Origin of the sequence: Microbacterium sp. dk485, assembly GCF_004570445.1 — a bacterium.
GTDB classification, from domain to species: domain Bacteria; phylum Actinomycetota; class Actinomycetes; order Actinomycetales; family Microbacteriaceae; genus Microbacterium; species Microbacterium wangchenii.
The window spans coordinates 1827136-1844855 of record NZ_SPQW01000001.1; the positions used below are offsets into that span (position 1 = coordinate 1827136).

The 17720-nt window shown below is 72.6% G+C and carries 17 protein-coding genes; 5 read left to right on the top strand and 12 right to left on the bottom strand.

Going from position 1 to position 17720, the window contains the following annotated elements:
• Window positions 1-25 precede the first annotated feature (25 nt).
• The 4 genes from E4V99_RS08575 to E4V99_RS08590 all read right to left on the bottom strand — a co-directional run bounded on the left by E4V99_RS08575 (window position 26) and on the right by E4V99_RS08590 (window position 4256).
• Window positions 26-787, bottom strand: coding sequence for an SDR family NAD(P)-dependent oxidoreductase (locus E4V99_RS08575; RefSeq protein ID WP_209305613.1), 762 nt, complete (start codon window positions 785-787; stop codon window positions 26-28).
• Between the two features lie 132 nt (window positions 788-919).
• Window positions 920-1576 carry a DUF1345 domain-containing protein gene (locus tag E4V99_RS08580; RefSeq protein WP_135116954.1) on the bottom strand — a complete coding sequence of 219 codons (657 nt, stop codon included), beginning with the start codon at window positions 1574-1576 and terminating at the stop codon, window positions 920-922.
• Between the two features lie 99 nt (window positions 1577-1675).
• The gene (locus E4V99_RS08585; RefSeq protein WP_135116955.1) at window positions 1676-3145 is read right to left on the bottom strand and encodes a carboxylesterase family protein; all 1470 of its coding nucleotides are present in this window, start codon (window positions 3143-3145) and stop codon (window positions 1676-1678) included.
• Between the two features lie 19 nt (window positions 3146-3164).
• On the bottom strand, window positions 3165-4256 hold the full coding sequence (locus E4V99_RS08590; protein ID WP_135116957.1) for an SDR family NAD(P)-dependent oxidoreductase: 1092 nt from the start codon (window positions 4254-4256) through the stop codon (window positions 3165-3167).
• 58 nt (window positions 4257-4314) lie between these two features.
• Here E4V99_RS08590 and E4V99_RS08595 point away from each other — a divergent pair, with 58 nt between their 5' ends.
• A complete protein-coding gene (locus tag E4V99_RS08595) occupies window positions 4315-4881 on the top strand; it encodes a TetR/AcrR family transcriptional regulator (RefSeq protein ID WP_135116959.1) in 567 nt (188 codons plus the stop codon).
• An 8-nt stretch (window positions 4882-4889) separates the two neighbouring features.
• On the opposite strand, the gene E4V99_RS08600 is transcribed toward E4V99_RS08595, so the two are convergent.
• From E4V99_RS08600 to E4V99_RS08610, 3 genes are all read right to left on the bottom strand, one after another.
• Window positions 4890-6329 (bottom strand): amidohydrolase family protein, encoded by a 1440-nt coding sequence (locus E4V99_RS08600; RefSeq protein WP_135116961.1) that lies wholly within the window; start codon window positions 6327-6329, stop codon window positions 4890-4892.
• 162 nt (window positions 6330-6491) lie between these two features.
• A complete protein-coding gene (locus E4V99_RS08605; RefSeq protein ID WP_135116963.1) occupies window positions 6492-7358 on the bottom strand; it encodes an NAD(P)-dependent oxidoreductase in 867 nt (288 codons plus the stop codon).
• Complete coding sequence (locus E4V99_RS08610; RefSeq protein ID WP_135069445.1) at window positions 7355-8737, bottom strand: Xaa-Pro peptidase family protein; 1383 nt, start codon at window positions 8735-8737, stop codon at window positions 7355-7357. The genes E4V99_RS08605 and E4V99_RS08610 overlap by 4 nt, the downstream gene beginning before the upstream one ends.
• 223 nt (window positions 8738-8960) lie before the next feature.
• On the opposite strand from E4V99_RS08610, the gene E4V99_RS08615 reads away from it, so the two are divergent.
• Window positions 8961-9656, top strand: a complete 696-nt coding sequence (locus tag E4V99_RS08615) for a helix-turn-helix domain-containing protein (protein WP_135069442.1) — start codon at window positions 8961-8963, stop codon at window positions 9654-9656.
• A gap of 1 nt (window position 9657) precedes the next feature.
• On the opposite strand, the gene E4V99_RS08620 is transcribed toward E4V99_RS08615, so the two are convergent.
• Both E4V99_RS08620 and E4V99_RS08625 read right to left on the bottom strand, forming a co-directional pair.
• On the bottom strand, window positions 9658-10722 hold the full coding sequence (locus E4V99_RS08620) for an alcohol dehydrogenase catalytic domain-containing protein (RefSeq protein WP_135069439.1): 1065 nt from the start codon (window positions 10720-10722) through the stop codon (window positions 9658-9660).
• Window positions 10719-11030 carry a Dabb family protein gene (locus tag E4V99_RS08625; RefSeq protein ID WP_135069436.1) on the bottom strand — a complete coding sequence of 104 codons (312 nt, stop codon included), beginning with the start codon at window positions 11028-11030 and terminating at the stop codon, window positions 10719-10721. The genes E4V99_RS08620 and E4V99_RS08625 overlap by 4 nt, the downstream gene beginning before the upstream one ends.
• Before the next feature lie 147 nt (window positions 11031-11177).
• Between E4V99_RS08625 and E4V99_RS08630 the strand changes: the two genes are divergently transcribed.
• On the top strand, window positions 11178-12206 hold the full coding sequence (locus tag E4V99_RS08630) for a 2-dehydropantoate 2-reductase (protein ID WP_135069433.1): 1029 nt from the start codon (window positions 11178-11180) through the stop codon (window positions 12204-12206).
• Between the two features lie 18 nt (window positions 12207-12224).
• Here E4V99_RS08630 and E4V99_RS08635 read toward each other — a convergent pair whose 3' ends face one another.
• The 3 genes from E4V99_RS08635 to galT form a co-directional block, all read right to left on the bottom strand.
• Window positions 12225-13061, bottom strand: coding sequence for an alpha/beta hydrolase (locus E4V99_RS08635; protein ID WP_135069430.1), 837 nt, complete (start codon window positions 13059-13061; stop codon window positions 12225-12227).
• A 128-nt stretch (window positions 13062-13189) separates the two neighbouring features.
• A complete protein-coding gene (galK, locus tag E4V99_RS08640; RefSeq protein ID WP_135069427.1) occupies window positions 13190-14344 on the bottom strand; it encodes a galactokinase in 1155 nt (384 codons plus the stop codon).
• Window positions 14341-15531: a galactose-1-phosphate uridylyltransferase gene (galT, locus tag E4V99_RS08645; RefSeq protein WP_135116964.1), complete on the bottom strand. Its 1191-nt coding sequence runs from the start codon at window positions 15529-15531 to the stop codon at window positions 14341-14343. Before galT ends, galK begins: the two co-directional genes overlap by 4 nt.
• A gap of 62 nt (window positions 15532-15593) precedes the next feature.
• Here galT and E4V99_RS08650 point away from each other — a divergent pair, with 62 nt between their 5' ends.
• Together E4V99_RS08650 and E4V99_RS08655 are read left to right on the top strand one after the other, a co-directional pair.
• The gene (locus E4V99_RS08650; RefSeq protein ID WP_135116966.1) at window positions 15594-16589 is read left to right on the top strand and encodes a LacI family DNA-binding transcriptional regulator; all 996 of its coding nucleotides are present in this window, start codon (window positions 15594-15596) and stop codon (window positions 16587-16589) included.
• Window positions 16590-16599: 10 nt separating this feature from the next.
• Window positions 16600-17709 carry a glycerate kinase gene (locus E4V99_RS08655; protein WP_135116968.1) on the top strand — a complete coding sequence of 370 codons (1110 nt, stop codon included), beginning with the start codon at window positions 16600-16602 and terminating at the stop codon, window positions 17707-17709.
• Window positions 17710-17720: the final 11 nt, after the last annotated feature.

The window sequence follows — 17720 nt, forward strand, 5'->3', positions numbered from 1 at the left end:
CCGCCCTCCGACGCGGCGCTACAGGTCACACGGCGGTGTAGCCGCCGTCGATCAGGTACTGCGAGCCGTTGATGAAGGAGGCCCGGTCGCTGAGCAGGAAGACGACGAGGTGCGCCACCTCCTCGGCGGTGCCCAGGCGACCGATCGGATGCTTCTGCACGAGCGCCTCGTACGCCTCCTTCGGGAGCGCCTCCAGCAGCGGCGTGTCGATGTAGCCCGGGTGCACCGAGTTGATCCGCACGCCCTGCGCGGCGTAGGCGGCGCCCGCTGACTTCGTCATGCCTGCGACCCCGTGCTTGGCGGCGCTGTAGGGCGCGGCGGTCGGCTCGCCGACGATGCCGAGGATGGACGACGTGTTCACGATCGCCCCGCCGCCGGCGGCGATGATGGCGGGGATCTCGTACCGCATGCCGTAGTACACGGAGTTGAGGTTGATGTCGATGAGGCGCTGGTAGGCGGCGAAGTCGTCGCTGTCGTCGTAGTCGCCGAGCAGGCCCTGCGGCCCGCCGATGCCGGCGTTGTTGAATGCCAGGTGCAGCCCGCCGAAGGCCTCGACCGCCGCGTCCACGCCGGCCTTGACCTGGCGGGCGTCCGCGACGTCGGCCGGCGCGGCGATGGCCGAGCCGCCGGCGGCGACGATCTCGTCGACGATGCTCTGGGTCGGGCCGTCCTTGAGGTCGACGGCGACCACCTTCGCGCCGTTGCCGGCGAGTTCGAGCGCCACGGCCCGGCCGATTCCGGATGCCGCGCCCGTGACCAGGGCGACCTTCCCGTCGAATCCGTCCATCATGCGAGGGCTCCTCTCTCTGGGATCACTCGCGGGGGATTCCGCGAGCACTCCGATCCTCTCCATGACCGCCGTCATCGCGGGGGGCCTTGACGTGCCGGCCCCTCGGGCTGCAGCACGACGCGGTCGCGCTCATGAGGCCAGGTTGACGATGAGGTTGAGGCTCGTCGCGAGCACGACGACACCCCAGACGAACGACAGCAGCGCGTGCCGCAGGGCCTGGCGGCGCATCGGCGTGCTCGTCAGCGCCGTATCGGACACCTGGTAGGTCATCCCCAACGTGAAGGCGAGATACGAGAAGTCGTGGTAGCGGGGCGGGTCTGTCTGATTGAAGTCGATGCCGGTGCCCCCGGCGGCATAGTAGGTCTCCGCGTACCGCAGGGTGAACAGGATCTGGATGAGGAACCACGACGCGGCGACGGTGACCAGGGCCGCCGCACCCAGCGCCACAGCCCCGGCCCCCCGCACCCGTCCCGACTCGAGCACGAGGAGACCGATGGCCCCGAAGCTCGCGATGCTCGCGAGGATCAGGAGCGTGTGGGCGACGGCGCGCGTGGGGTCTTCCCTCGTGGCGTGCTCGGCCGTCGCGGCGGCGTCCATCGGCAGCACGGCGATCGCCACCCACAGGCAGTAGGTGGCCGACGCGACGGTCCAGCCGAGCGCCGGGGCGACCAGCCACGATCCGGCCAGTCCGGTCGCGGCGGTGACGACGACCAAGAGGAGGAAGGTCACGCCCACGCGGGTCCCCGAATGCCACCCGGTGTGGAACCTGCCTGCGCCCTGCGGCATCACGCACCCCCTGCCACCGGATCCCCGGTCGTCGCCGCAACCGTAGCGCGCGGCGCCCTCAGCGCGTCAGGACCCTGGGCGCGTCAGAGCCCTGGGCGGTCAGTGCAGGGCCATGACGGAGGCGTACCCGTCGTGGAGGACGTCGGGTTCGGACGGCGGGCCGCCGAACACGCGCGTCGTGCCGGGGCGCTGTGACCACGCCTCCCAGCCCGGCGCGCCGTCCCGCACTAACGCCACGGCGCTCGAGTGCAGGGCATCGGCCAGCCCTCGGGGCGGGGCGTCGCCCGCGATCGCCGCCACGCCGGGCGCATCCAGGCAGTCGAACCAGAAGGGCACGTCCAGGCAATGGCAGGCCCAGCCGATCACCGGGGAGACCCATCCGAACCGGTACACCCACGTGGGGGAGGTGCCGCGTGCCGCGGCGACCCGCGGGATGTCGGCGCGGAAGACCAGGTCGGTGGCGTATCGGCCCAGCACGGCCGCGTTGCCCTTGCGCCGCTGGGCGCGGTTGGCCCGGAGGTAGGCGCGCTGCCGGGCACCGCGGAGGCCCAGGGTGGCCAGTACGATCTCGACCGGCAGGAAGCCCAGCACGCCACGGGCGCGGTCGGTGGCCATCGTGAACTCGTCGTCGGTCGTGCCGAGAACGAGGGGGACGTCGCTCCCCTCGCCGCGCGCGAGCGCCTGGAGCACCGGCTCGGGGACGATGTCGCCGTCGATCACGGGCCCCCACGGAAGGCCCTCGTTCAGCAGCGAGGTGAGGATGCCGAGCCGGCCGCCCGTCTCAGGCTGCCCGGCCTTCTCCTGCAGAGCGAACAGCCGTTCCTCGGGAACGGTGGCGAATCCCTCGCGGGTGGCGGGAACACCGGCGGCGGCGGCCAGGCGCCGCGTGATCGCCGCGGCGCGCTCGGAGCCGATGTCGGTGAGGGCGGGGGAGATGGCCAGCGCCGCCCGGAACAGTCCGCGCGCGGCGGGCATCGAGAGCAGTGTGAGGACGGCGCCGCCGCCGGCGCTCTGTCCGGCGAGGGTCACCTTCGCGGGGTCGCCGCCGAACGCGTGGATCTCATCCTGCACCCACCTCAGGGCGGCCAGCCAGTCGCGCACCGCACGGTTCCCGGGGGCGTCTTCGATCACCCCGAACCCGTCGAATCCCAGGCGGTAGGAGAGGGTGACCGTCACCACGCCGTCGCGCGCGAACGCGGCGCCGTCGTACCACGGGCTCGCCGGCGACCCCGAGACGTACCCGCCGCCGTGCAGGTATACGAGCACCGGCAGCCCGGCGTCGGGGTCCGCGGCAGGGGTGAAGACGTTGACGTTCAGCGTCGCCTCGCCCGGGACGCTCGGCTCGGGGATGAGGGTGGTGCCGGCGTCGCCGCGCTGGGGGGTGGGGCCGTGGGTGGTGGCGTCGCGCACGCCCTCCCACGGCTCGGGCGGCACAGGGGCGGCGAAGCGGAGCGCGCCCACGGGCGCCTGGGCGTACGGGATGCCCAGGAACGCCGTGGAACCTTCGCGGGCGATCCCGCGTACGGCGCCCTTGCGGGTGCGGACGACGGGTTCGCCGGATGTGGTCATGTGCGCATTCTCCTCGCTGTCAGGCGGCCGACCAGCCTCCGTCGCTGGCGAGCACGACGCCGTTGACGTTGACGCCGTCATCGCTGAGCAGGAACGTGATGGACGCGGCGACGGCTTCGGCTTCGGCCGCATCCGGCATCGAGGCCATCGCGGTCTGCACGCGCTCGGCGCCCAGGGGGGAGGCGAACGTCGCCTGGATGTTGGTGATCGTCGCGCCCGGAGCCACCGCGTTCACGCGCACGCCGGAGGGTCCGTACATGAACGCGGAACTCCTGGTCAGACCCACCACGGCGTGCTTGGACGCCGTGTACGCCGCACCGGCGGCGGAACCGCGCAGCGCCGCCTCGGAGGCGGTGTTCACGATCGACCCGCCGCCCTGGGCGAGCATGATCGGGATGACCGCGCGCATGAGCTTCATCGTGCCGTCGACGTTCACGCGGAACACCCGCTGCCACACCGCGTCGCTCATCTCGGCGACGGGGGTCATGTCGTCCATGATCCCGGCGATGTTCGCCAATCCGTCGATGGTGTCTCCGGCAGCGGCGACGATGCGTGCGACGGCCTCGTCGTCGGTGATGTCGGCCACGACGGCCTCCATGCCGGTTCCGGCGTGCTCGGCGACGACCTCGTCGAGGCGCTCCTTCGACATGTCCACGGCGATGACCCGACCGCCCTCACGGGCGATCCGGGATGCGGCGGCCCGGCCGATGCCGGATCCTGCGCCGGTGACGATGACGGTGCGGCCGGAGAAGCGGCCGGAGTCGATGCGTTCGGTCCACTCGCGCAGCGCGACGGCCTCACCCGAGACCGGAGCGTTCGCCGCGGATGCGCCCTCGGGGGCCGCCGGAGCGTCGGCCGCCGGAGCGTCGGTGCCGGCCGGGACGTCGCCGGCGGCGGCACGGCGGATGAGATCGTCGAGCATCTCCTGCGTGAACGCTCCGCGGCTCATCTTCACGAGCCGCTTGATCGCGAGGCGGCGCACGGGCTTGAAGACCTCCGGCGTCTGACCGCCCTGGGCGAGCAGATCGCGCAGGATCGCGCCGCCCACCGGGTCGTCGAGCCACGTGGCGATGGATGAGTCGCCGCTGAGCGGGGCTCCGGTGTATCCCATGGTTCTTCTCCTCCTACCGACCTACCGGACAATCCTGTCCGGTATTAAGATTACGCCGATGTCGCGCAGTCCGGAAGTCCCGCCGAAGCGCAATCGCGGGCCTGTCGCGGGCCCGGGGAATCGGCGTGCCCTGCTCGCCGCCGCCCGCGAGGTGTACGCCGAGAGCGGCCCCGGCGCGCCCTTCTCCGCCGTCGCCCGCCGGGCCGGCGTCGGGCAGGGGAGTCTGTACCGCCACTTCCCCGACCGCATCGCCCTGGCCGCCGCCGTGTTCGAGGAGAACGTGGCCGAACTGGAGGCGCTCGCCGCGCCGGAGGATGCGCACCTGGCCGACCTGTTCGACGCCATCGTGGCGCAGTCGCTGCCCTCCTCCGCCTTCATCGAACTGACCACCTCCCATCGCCAGGACCCGACGGTGCGGCATCTAGGGGAGCGGTTCCGCGCCCTCGTGGACCGCGTCGTCGCACGCGAGCGCGCTGCCGGGCGGATCGGGGCGCACGTGGACACCGAGGACGTCGTCCTGGTCGCCGGGATGCTGGCCACCGAGCTCGCCCGAGCCGAGCCGGCCGCGCGCACCGAGGTCGCCCGCCGCGTGCGGGCGCTCGTGCACAGGGCCTTCGCCCCCTGACCCCCGCCTCAGTGCGACGGCTCGGTCTCGCGCCGGTACTGATACGGGTTGGACAGGATCTCCTTCTCCGGGATGTCCGGATTCATGCCCGAGCGCCAGTCCTCGTCGCCGAGTTCGCGGCGCAGGTACTCGATGGTGTCCTCCAGTTGCGTGCGCACGCCGGCGAGGTCGCCGGCCACGAGCTTGCCGTCGAACTTCACCGGCTCGCCTCCCACCAGCACCGTGTGCACGTCGCCGCGTCCGGCCTGGTAGACGAGGTGGCCGTAGGGGTTGAGGATCGGCACCATCGTGGGGGAGTCGGGGTTGTGGACGAGGACGACGTCGGCGAGCTTGCCCGCCTCCAGGCTCCCGATCTCATCCCACTTGCCCAGCGCCTTGGCCCCTCCGCGGGTGGCCCAGTCCACGACCTCCTCGACGCGGATCGTGGCGTGGGTGACGGTGTCGCCCTTCTCATGGGCGATGTAGTGCTCCAGCGCGCGGTCGGCGCCGATCGTGGTGCGCATCGCGGAGAACATGTCGGCGCTGAACCACACGCTGGTGTCCACTGACAGGGACGCGCCGATGCCGTGCCGCCGCAGCGCGTGGGCCGGGGGATAGCCCTGGCCGCACGTCTGCTCGCTCTCGGTCGCCAGCGAGACCGTCCCGCCGGTGGCGGCGATCATCTGGTACGACTCGTCGCTGAGGGTGGCCGCGTGGACGTAGACCGTCCCGGGCGTCATGGCGCCGTTGTCGTACATGAGCCGGATGCCGTTGTCGCCGGTGGCCCCCCACACCCCCGCGTGCGTCGTGACCGAGACGCCCAGATCGCGGGCCGCCTGGAACGCCGCACGCTCGGGGAAGCCCTCATCGCCGGGCACGTCGAAGGCCAGCTGCGCGCCGAACATGCGCGAGTCATCACGCGCCCGCTCGATGACCCGGCGGACGGCCGGGTCCTGCGTCCATTCCCACGGCGCGCCGGCGAGGTTGCCGTAGGCCAGCACGAACCGCCCGGGTGATCCGGCCAGCGCCTCCAGGGCCGCCTCGCCGTGGTCGGGGGTGCGCAGGCCGTGCGACCAGTCCAGGCTCGTGGTGATGCCGGACTCGATGGCATCCAGCGCCGAGATGCGGTTCCCCGCTCCGACGTCCTGGGGGCGGAACTTCATGCCGTGCTCGAGGTAGTACCAGACGAAGTACTGCGTGAGGGTCCAATCGGCGCCGTACGCGCGCATGGCGGACTGCCACATGTGGCGGTGGGTGTCCACCATGCCGGGCATCACGATGCCGCCCTTCGCGGCGATCTCGAAGGCGACCTCGGGTGCGGCGAGGTCGACGCCGACCTCGGCGATCCGCCCGTCGACGACGAGCACGTCGCCTTCGGGGATCACGGTGTGCGCGTCATCCATCGTCAGCACGATGGCGTCGCGGATCACGATGGGCTGACCGGGCTGTGGAGCGGGAGTACCGGGCATGAGACGTTCATCCTCCTTGATTGCCGTCGGGTGGCCCGCCCCGCGGTGCGCGACCTCGCGCACCGCTGCTCGACTGCCGTCGTGCGGGTCGACCTGGGGTTCACAGTAAGCACCACTGGACAGCTCTGTCCAGTGTCACTTTCGAGGGCGCCCCCAGCCGTGTCAGAGGAGGTCGCGGCGGGAGACCTCGGCGATCGCGCTCCAGTCCGCGTCCTGCAGATCCGCGTCCGCCAGCGCCGCCTCGAAGACCCGGATGAGGCCGGGGAGAGTCGCGGGGCTCACCCCGACGGAGGCGGCGACCTCCTCCGCGAGCCCGAGGTCCTTGCGGCCGAGCCCCATGTGGAACCCCGGCGGGTGATACGACTCCTCGGCGATGATCCTGCCGTACCCGCCGTAGACGACGCCACCGAACAGCGTCTGCGCCAGCAGCTCGGTGAACTCCTCGGCCGGAACGCCCAGCCGCTCGGTCATCGCGACCGACTCGCCGATCGCCTGCATCGCGTGGATGATGTTGTAGTTGACGGCCACCTTGACGGCGTTCGCCGCCGACGCGGTCTCGCCCAGTCGCCACACGCGCTTGCCCATCGCCTCCAGGTAGGGCAGGACGGCCTGGACTCTGTCCGCAGGGCCGGCGGCGAGGATGTTGAGCTGCCCGGCGGCGGCGACCTCCGGTCGTCCCAGCACGGGGGCGGCGACGTAGCCGGCGCCCGCCTCGGCGAAGTGGTGCTCCAGGCGATCGGCCAGTGCGGGGGAGATGGAGGCCATCACGACGTGGATGCGGCCGGATGCCGACGCCAGGGCGGCGGGGGTCAGCACCTCCTGCACCGCCTCGTCGTTGGCGAGCATCGAGAACGAGACGTCGGCGGCGAGGGCCTCCGGGACGCTCGCCGCCGTTGCGCCGCGGTCGACGAGGTCATCCACCGGACCGGTCGACCGATTCCACACGCGCACGTCGTGGCCGGCGTCGACCAGGCGCGCGGCCATGCCGCGCCCCATCTTCCCGAGGCCGAGGAATCCGACGGTGCTCACGCTTCTCCGCGCCCCCATGTCGTGTTCCGGTGCGACTGCGCGTCGCGTTGGAGGTTCAGTGGTCCGTCGACGGCGTAGTACCGCCGACCGGCGACGAGGAGCTCCTCGGCGGGGAACTTGGTGATGACCTCGCACCCGTCGGCGGTGACGACGAGCTCCTCCTCGATGCGCGCGGCGCCCCACCCGTCGGCGGAGGGCCAGTACGTCTCCAGCGCGAACACGTTGCCCTCCTGCAGCACCTCGGGGTGGTCCAGGGACGTCAGACGCGAGAAGATCGGCTTTTCCCAGATCGACAGGCCCACGCCGTGACCGTACTGCAGGGCGAAGGCGGCCTCCTCGTCGGCGAAGCCGAACTCCTGCGCCGTGGGCCACACCTTGACGATGTCGGCGGTGGTCGCGCCGGGTTTGACCAGCGCGATCGCACGGTCCATGTACTCCCGGGCGCGCGTGTACGCGTCGCGCTGCGCGGAGCTGGCCGAACCCACCGCGAAGGTGCGGTAGTAGCACGTGCGATAGCCGTTCCAGCTGTGCAGGATGTCGAAGAAGGCCGGGTCGCCGGGGCGGATGAGGCGATCGGAGAAGACATGCGGATGCGGCGAGCAGCGCTCTCCGGAGATGGCGTTGACCCCCTCGACGTACTCGGAGCCCAGGTCGTACAGCGTCTTGGCGACCAGCCCCACCGCCTCGTTCTCGCGGACGCCCGGGCGCAGGAACCGGTACAGCTCCTCGTACGCCGCATCCACCATCGACGCGGCCTGGGTGAGCAGGCGGATCTCGTCGGGAGTCTTCACGCGGCGAGCCTCCATGAACACCTGCTGGCCGTCGACGACCTGGATGCCCTCCTTCTGGAGGGCGAACAGGATCGGCAGCTCGATGACGTCGACGCCCAGGGGCTGGTCGGCAACCCCGAACTTCTCCAGCTCGCGCTTGATCTTCTTCGCCACGCCCTCGGCGATCCCGGCGTCGGGCGGGAAGGCGCCGCGCAGTGTGGAGATGCCCGCGCGCGCACCGGATTCCAGGCGCGGGCGCTTGGCGCCCTCGTGCGGGGCGCTGGGGTCGGCATCCAACTCGGCCGTGGTGGTGTCCAGCCACGGATTGTAGAGCTGGTGGTGCTTGGCGGCCGAGCCGAAGTCCCACACGATCGGGTCGGTGCTGCGGGTGAGCAGGGCGAAGCGGATCAGCTTGTCCATCGCCCACGTGCCGATGTGCGTGGCGCTCATGTAGCGGATGTTGGAGAAGTCGAACGCGAGCACGGCGCCGAGATCGGAGGTGTCCAGCTGCGCCTTCAGGCGGGCCAACCGCGCGTCCCGCAGACGCCCGAAATCGACCCGCTCCTCCCAGTCGACGCCGTTGGTGCCGGTCGTGCCGGTGCTCTTCATCGAGTCCTCCTCGGTCGCTGGTGGTGGCGGTCAGGCTGCACGCGCGTGAAGCTGAGCTTAACACCGGCGCCACGGATCGCCGCGGGAAGGTGGCGTCCGCGCGGAAAAGGGTCGCCGGTGGGGAAGCGGAGTCGACCGTCACTGCACAGGTCGGGAAGGCGGCCGATCTAGAATGACCGCAGGGCTCGCCGCCTCCCGGCGAACCGACACGGAAGGCGGCAGCATGCCGGAACACCTGGGTGAACGCATCCGCGCGGCCCGGACCGAGCGCGGACTGAGCCTGCGCAGCGTCGCCCAGGCAGTCGGGGTCTCGGCCAGCCTCATCTCCCAGGTCGAGATCGGCAAGACCCAGCCCTCGGTCGCGACGCTGTACGCCCTCGCGAGCCACCTCGGCGTCTCGCTCGACGATCTCCTCGGCATCCCGTCGGCCCGGCCGGCGGCCGCGCCGATGTTCGGCCACTCCGGCCCTCCCCTTCCCGACGTGCAGCGCGCCGCGGAGAACCCGGTGATCGAGATGGAGAACGGCGTGCGCTGGGAGCGCCTGGCCGCCGGCGCCGGCGGACCGGCCGATGCGCTCCTTGTCACCTATGAGCCCGGCGCCAGCAGCTCGGTGGAGGGCAAGCTCATGCGTCACGCCGGGGTCGAGTACGCCTACCTCCTCGAGGGCGAGCTCACCGTCCACCTCGACTTCGAGACGCACGTCCTGCACGCCGGCGACTCGCTGCAGTTCGACTCGGTGCGCCCACATTTGTACTCCAACCGCTCCGACGCGGTCGCCCGCGGCGTGTGGTTCGTCGTGGGCCGTCGCCAGCAGAACCGCTCGCTGCCCGATGCTCCGGGCGGGGGTGGGGAAGCCGTCGACGCGGTGGGACCGGCCTCCGCGGTGGACGTCCTGCGGGCGATGGACGACCTGGGCTGAGTCAGCGGCGGCCGTGACGGGCCGGGCGCACGGAGGTCGCCCACGGGTCGACGAGGGATTTGATGCGCGTCGAGCGGCCCTCCAGCAGCGGCGTCAGCGCGAGGTCGGCGACATCGGCGAGGGGGATGACGTCGCCGGCGATGCCGGACCAGTCCTCGCGCGTGCCCAGCAGCCGCACGGCCTCGGGGAAGTCGGAGGCGAACACGTGGGCGACGGTGCCGATGATCGTGTACTCCCGCAGCGTCCACGACCCCAGCGCCAGTGCGGGCTCGCCACGCTGGATCCCGACGGGGACGATCGTGGATCCGGGCCGGGCGGCGTCCAGGAGGGCGGTCAGGCCCGATGCCGATCCGCTCACCTCGAAGAAGACGTCGGCATCCATGCCGAGTTCCGCCAGCGTGTCGGACAGGCTCGCACCGCCCGTGCGCAGCCCTGCGCTCGCGCCCAGTTCCTGTGCGAGGTCGAGGCGGTCCTGATTGGGGTCGACGACCAGCACCCGGGCGCCGGTGGCGGCGGCGGCGATCGTGATGAACGTGCCGATGCCGCCGGCACCGATCACCACCGCATCCTGCCCCGCCCGCAATCCGCTGCGGCGGACGGCATGCACCCCGATCGCCATCGGCTGGGTCAGCGCGAGCGTGTCGGTGGTCAGGCCCGCGTCGGTGACGTCGAGGAGGATCCCGGCGGGGGCCACGACGTATCCGGCCAGGCCGCCGTCGTGGTGGAAGCCGATCGTCGTGTACGACCGGCACAGGTTGGTGCGACCCTCGCGGCACGGCTTGCACCTCCCGCATGCGATCCCCGCGCCGCACACGACGACCGCGCCGGCGGACAGTCCGTCCACTCCTTCGCCCACGCTGTGCACCGTGCCGACGAACTCGTGACCGAGCGTGACGGGCGGGTCGGCGAGGACGAGATTCCGCCCGAACTCCGTCGCGTCGCTGCCGCAGACTCCGCACGCGTCGATCCGCACGAGCACCTCGCCGGGGCCGGGGTCGGGGACCGGCCTCGTCTCGACGCGCAGATCGCCCACGCCGTGGAGCACGGCGGCGAGCATGCCGGTCATCGCAAGGAGCCCTCCGCGATCGGCAGCTGGACGGCGGCGCGCTCGGCGAGCATCCGGCCGATGAAGTTCTCGTATGCCGCGAGGTGCTCGGGGGAATCCAGGTAGGCGTCGAGCCCGGCCTGGTCGTCCACGACCGCCGCCACGCCGTAGTCGAAGCCGGCCGGGCGCAGATGGAGGTTGGGGGCAGCGACGTAGGAGCGGAGCTCCGGGATGCCGGCGGCCATCGTCAGGAGCGCCTCGGTGAGGGCGGTGACGTCGGCCTCGGTGACGTCGTCCTTCCACCGGAAGGCGGCGATGTGCAGGATCATGGGCCCTTCTCTTCTCTTCGTCGAGCGGTGTCGAGCTGTTCAGCGGAGGTTTACATCCGGGGCGCGTGGATGCGCCGTGCTCAGGGTATCCCGGAACCGCGGTGCCGTGATGTAAAGTGCGGCTGTCCAGCGTGGGAAGAGGTCGTCATGGTTCGTCCACGGATCGCGGTGCTCGGCGCCGGTGCCAACGGAGCCTCGGTGGGGGCCGACCTCCTCACCGCCGACCATGACGTCACCCTGATCGAGCAGTGGCCCGCGCACGTGGAGGCCATGCGCGCGGACGGCCTGCACGTGATCTCGCCCGACGGCGACCTGCATGTGCGGCCGCACGTGATCAACCTGTGCGAGGTGGCCGAGCTCACCGGGCCGTTCGACGTCGTCCTGGTGCTCATGAAGGCCTACGACACCGCGTGGGCGGCGCGGATGCTGAGGCCCTACCTCGCCGCCGACGGTCTGATGGCGGGCGTGCAGAACGGGATGACCACGCGCACGGTGCAGGACGCCGTCGGCCCGCGGCGCACGATGGGCGCCGTGATCGAGTGCTCGGCCACGATGGATGAGCCCGGCATCGTGCACCGCCACACGCCGGTGTCGCGTTCCTGGTTCGCGGTGGGAGCGCTGCCGGGCGGCCCGGCCGACCGCGTGGAGGACATCGCCGCGCTCCTGCGCTGCGCCGGCACGGTGGCGAGCGTGGACGACATCGAGGCGGCCAAGTGGATGAAGCTCGTGAGCAACGCCACGCTGCTGGCGACCTCGGCGATCCTGGGCCTGCCGATGCTCGACGCGCTGCACACTCCGGGATTCCGCGCCGTCATGATCGCCGCCGGCAACGAGGCGCTCGAGGTCGGTGCAGCCGTGGGGCACCCCGTCCTGCCGATCTTCGGACTCACCCCCGACGAGGTCGCCGATCGCTCGCGCGTCGTGGAGACCATGACCGACAAGCTCTTCGCGGGTTTCGTGGTCCCCGGGGCGACCACCACGGTGCTGCAGGACTGGACGAAGGGGCGGCACGCCGAGGTGGACGACCTCAACGGCCTCGTCGCCGCGGAGGGCCGGCGACAGGGCGTCGCCACCCCCGTGAACGACGCTGTGGTGCACCTGGCCCGCCAGATCGAGCGCGCGGGCGTGCGGCCCGACGCGGCGCTGCTGAGCGAACTCACCGCCGCCGCCGCGTGAGGGCGGAGGCCCGGTCGATCAGGCGCGCAGGAAGGCCAGCAGCACCTCGTTGATCTCGTCGCCGTGGGTCCACAGCATCCCGTGCGGGGCGCCCTCGATCTCGACGTACTGGGCGGCGGGGACGAGGTCGCGGAAGCGTCGACCGGTCGCGTCGATGGGCAGGATGTTGTCGGCGGTGCCATGCACGATGAGCGCGGGCACGTCGATGGCGGCGATGTCGCCGCGGAAGTCGGTCGGCCACGTCAGGGGAGCGGCAGCGATGGCGGCGTTGCCGGCGGTGTTGGCCACCTCGATGCTCGCGTCCAGCGCCTCCTGCGAGATGCGGGTGCCGAGGGTGTCGTCGAGGTTGTAGAAGTCCCGGAAGAAGCCGCTGACGAACGCGTAGCGGTCGGCGCGCACCGACGCGGCGATTCCGTCGAAGAAGTCCTGTCCGCCGGCGCCGTCGGGGTTGTCGTCCGTCTTCAGCAGGAACGGCTCCAGTGATCCGAGGAAGGCGACGCGGGCGACGCGCTCGCTGCCGTAGGCGGACAGGTACCGGGCGATCTCGCCGGTGCCCATCGAAAAGCCCACGAGGACGACGTCCTCCAGGCCGAGGTGGGTCAGCAGCACGTCGAGGTCTGCCGCGAAGGTGTCGTAGTCGTACCCGCTGCCGGCCTTGGTCGACATCCCGAAGCCGCGCCGGTCGTACGCGATGACGCGGTATCCGGCGTCCAGGAGCGCGGCCTGCTGCTTGCCCCACGACTCGCCGTTGAGCGGGAACCCGTGGATCAGCACGACCGGCTGCCCCGAGCCCTGGTCGGTGTAGTACAGGCGGATCTCGACGGAGTTCTCCGCCCCGACGGTCACGTACGCCACGGAACACCTCTTCCGGCCGGGGGTCGTTGCCGGCCGGTTCCGACGCTAACGACCGAGGCCCCCGGATCCCAGGGGTTGCACCGTGCGCGGGCCCCTCGTACCTTCCTCCTCCTCCTCCTCCGGAGTCCTCACGCGTCGCGGCGGGCGCCGGCGGAGGGCGTGACGGTGAACGTCCGCGGGGCGCGGAAGCCGGCGGCCTCGAACGCGGCGGCGACGGCGGATGCAGCGGAGTCGACGCGCTCGGCATCCAGCAGCGCGATCGCGGCGCCGCCGAAGCCGCCGCCCGTCATGCGCGCGCCCAGCGCTCCGGCTTTCAGAGCCGTCTCGACGGCGAGGTCGAGCTCGGGCACCGAGATCTCGAAGTCGTCGCGCATCGAGGCGTGGGACGCGGTCAGGAGGTCGCCGATCGCGCGCGGGCCGTCCGCATCCAGTGTCGCGACGGTGTCGAGCACGCGCTGGTTCTCCGTCACGATGTGACGCACGCGCCGGAAGGTCACCTCGTCCAGCTGCTGCTGGGCACGGGGGAGATCATCGACCGTGAGGTCGCGCAGCGCCGGCACGCCCATCGCGCGGGCGCCGGCCTCGCACGACGCGCGGCGCTCGCCGTAGCCGCCGGAGGCGTGCGCGTGGGTGACGAGCGTGTCGATGACGAGGATCTGCAGCCCCTCGCGGGTGAAGCCCAGGTCGACGGGCCGGGCCTCGAGCGAGCGGCAGTCGAGGAACGTCGCGGCGTCGGCCTCCCCGAGCATCGTGGCCATCTGGTCCATGATGCCGGTGGGGGCGCCGACGGCGTCGTTCTCGGCGGTGCGGCCCACCCGGGCCAGTGCGACGCGGTCGAGGCCCGCGGCCCACACGTCGCTGAGCGCGGCGGCCACGGCGCCTTCGATCGCGGCGGAGGACGACAGCCCTGCGCCCACCGGCACATCCGACGCGATGGCGATGTCCACCCCACGCGGGGAGGCGCCGGGCGCTGCCGCACGGAGGGCCCACGCCACCCCGAGCGGGTACGCCGCCCAGTCCAGCCCGCCGGCGGCGATGGCGTGGTCCAGGTCCGCGAGGGCGACCTCGACCGGCGCGTCGGCGAATGTCGTCGCCACCCGGATGATGTCGTCCTCGCGCAGGGCGACGGCCGCCGACGTGCGGTGCTCGATGGCGAAGGGCAGCACGAAGCCGTCGTTGTAGTCGGTGTGCTCGCCGATGAGGTTGACCCGTCCCGGCGCCGACCACTCCCCGGCGGCCGGCCGGTCGGTGAAGGTGGCCAGGAGATCGGTGGCGGCGCTCATGCCGGGTCCGCCACGGTCGCGAGGGCCTCGCGCAGGCGCTCGGCCTGCGTCTCCGGCGGGATGTCGGCGATCCAGGCGCCCATCGCGGATTCGGATCCGGCGAGGAACTTCAGCCTGTCGGCGGCTCGCCGCGGCGAGGTCAGCTGCAGGTGCAGGCGCACCGCCTCGCGGCCGTCGTGCACGGGTGCCTGATGCCACGCCGCGATGTACGGCGTGGGCGAGTCGTACAGGGCGTCGATCCCGCGCAGCAGCCGCAGGTACAGCGGAGCGAGCTCGGCGCGTTCGTCGTCGCTGGTGGCGGCCAGGTCGGGCACGTGCCGGTGGGGGAGGAGGTGCACCTCGATCGGCCAGCGTGCGGCGAAGGGGACGAACGCGCTCCAGTGCTCGCCCTGCAGCACCATGCGCTCCGAGCCCTGTTCGAAGTCGAGGATGCGCGCGAACAGGTCGTCGGACGTGCGCGCCGCGGCATCCAGCATCCGCTGCGTGCGTGGAGTGATGTAGGGGTAGGCGTAGATCTGCCCGTGCGGATGCGGCAGCGTCACCCCGATCGCCTCGCCGCGGTTCTCGAACGGGAAGACCTGCTCGACGCCGGGGAGGGCCGAGAGGGCGGCGGTGCGATCGGCCCACGCCTCGATCACGGTGCGGGCGCGCGTCGGGGTCTGCGTGCCGAAGGATCCGGTGTGCTCGGGGCTGAAGCACACGACCTCGCAGCGGCCCACCGACGTGCGCGTGCGCCCGAGGCCCGGGTCGGCGAGGTCGTCGAGCCCGTGCGGCGCGTCCTCGGCGGCGGGGGCGTCGCCGGTGGCGGCGGCCAGGGCCGGGCCGAAGGAGGGTGAGCGGTTCTCGAAGACCGCGACGTCGTACCGGTCGGGGATCTCGGACGGGTTCGCCTCCGTCTGCGGGGCGAGGGGGTCGAGGTGCGCGGGCGGGAGGAAGGCGCGGTTCTGCCGCGCCGCCGCGATGGAGATCCAGTCGCCGGTGAGCACGTCCTGGCGCATCGTCGCGGTCGCCGGCCGCGGATCGAGCACGCGCGCGTCGACCGCGCGTTCCGCCGGGAGGGTCGTCCCGGCGTCGTCGTAGTAGATGAGCTCGCGCCCGTCGGCCAGGCGCGTGGGGCGCTTCACGACGCCGGCGCCGAGCGTCACGGCCTCGGCATCCGCCGGCGTCCAAAACTCAGGCGTGTTCACGTCAACACGGTATCCCGGGGCCGTGGTAACGTCAACATTCCTGAATTCTGAACGGAGGGCGGATGGCGCAGCCGCGGCGCGTGTCGATGTCGGACGTCGCCGCCCGCGCCGGCGTGTCGGGGCAGACGGTGTCGCGCGTGGTCAACGGCAGCCCGCGCGTGGATCCGGCCACCCGCGCCCGCGTCGAGCAGGCCCTGCGCCACCTCGGGTACCGCCCCCACGCGGCGGCCCGCGCCCTGCGCACCGGCCGGTCGCAGACCGTCGGGGTCGTCGTCTCGACGCTGGCCTCGGTCGGCAACTCCCGGATGCTGCAGGCCATCTCCGTCGCGGCCGCCCTGCGCGACTACGCCCTCGCGGTGGTCACCCTCACGCCGCAGCATCCCATCGCCGATGCCCTCGCGCGCCTCCGGCACCAGGGCGTGGACGGTGCGATCGTGCTCAACGAGGCCACGACGCTCCTGCGCGACGTGGCACCGCCCGCCGGCATGAGCCTCGTGGTCGTCGACTCGCCGACGGACGAGCGGTTCACGATCGTCCAGACCGATCACGCCGAGGCGGCGGCGGCAGCCGTCGGGCACCTCCTCGCGCGCGGTCACGTCACGGTGCACCACCTGGCGGGGCCGGGCGGCTCGTACGCCGCGGTCGAACGCGAGCGCGGGTGGCTCCTCGCCCTGCGGAGAGCAGGCGCGCCGGTCCCGCCGGTGGCGCGCGGGGACTGGACCTCCCGCTCAGGGCACGCCGCCGCATCCGCGCTCCCCGGCGCGACCGCCGTCTTCGCAGCAAACGACCAGATGGCACTCGGGGCGATCCGCGCCCTCTCCGACGCGGGGCGCCGCATCCCCGACGACGTCGCGATCGTGGGGTTCGACGACGTCGTCGACGCCGCGGAGTACCGGCCGCCGCTGACGACGATGCGACAGGACTTCGACGCGCTCGGGGCGCAGGCGCTCACGGCGCTGCTCGCGATGGTCGAGGAGGATGCTCCGCCGGCCGCCATCACCGTCGCCGCCGAGCTCGTCGTGCGCGAGAGCTCCGGACCGCCCCCGCACCCCCGATAGCATCGACCGCGTGAGTCGCGTCGTCCTGGCCCCCGACAGCTTCAAGGGCACGCTGCCCGCCGCCGCGGCGGCTCGGGCGCTGGCGGAGGGATGGCGCGCAGTGCGCCCGCACGACGACCTCGTCCTGCGCCCCATGGCCGACGGCGGAGAAGGCACCCTCGATGCGGTGGCGACGTCCGTGCGCGGCGCGGAGCGCATCCCCGTCACCGTGACGGGGCCGGACGGGGAGCGGATCGTCGCGTCCTGGCTCCTGCTTCCGCCGACGCCCGACGCGCCGGTGGGCAGCGCCGTCATCGAGCTGGCGAACACCTCGGGAATCGAGCTGCTCGGTGACCGGCGGCTGCCGGAGTCGGCGTCGACGACCGGATTCGGGCAGGCTCTCGCCGCAGCGCTGGACGCCGGTGTCACCCGCCTGATCCTCGGGATCGGATCGAGCGCCTCCACCGACGGCGGCGTCGGGATGCTCACGGCGCTGGGCGCGCGGTTCACGGATGCGGCGGGCGATCCGGTGGCCCCCGGTGCGGCGGGCCTGGACACCGTGGCCGCCGCCGATCTCACCGGGCTGCGCCCCCTGCCACCGGCCGGGGCCGTGGTGCTGACGGACGTGACGAATCCGCTGCTCGGCCCGCAGGGCGCCGCCGCGGTGTTCGGCCCGCAGAAGGGCCTCGACGACGCGGGAGTCGCCCGTGCCGATGCCGGCCTGGCGCGCCTGTCGGCGCTCGTGCCGTCGGTCGTCGCCGCCGCGGCGGGGATGGGCGCCGCCGGCGGAACGGGCTGGGGCCTCGCGGTGTGGGGTGCGCAGCTCGTCCCCGGTGCGCGGCACGTCGCCGCCCTCACCGGGCTGCCGGCGGCCGCGGCGACGGCCGACGTCGTGGTGACCGGCGAGGGGGCCTACGACGCGCAGTCGGCGGCCGGCAAGGTGCCCGCCTTCGTCGCGTCGCTCGCCCCTGGCCGCACGGCACTGGTGGCCGGACGAGTCGCCGCGGATGCCGACACGTCGGCCTTCGCGGCATCCCTTTCGCTCACCGACCTGGCTGGGTCATCCGCCGCCGCGCTCGCCGAGCCGGCCCGGTGGCTGCACGAAGCGGGTGCGCGCCTCGCGCGCACCCTGGCCCTCTGACCCGAGCGCCG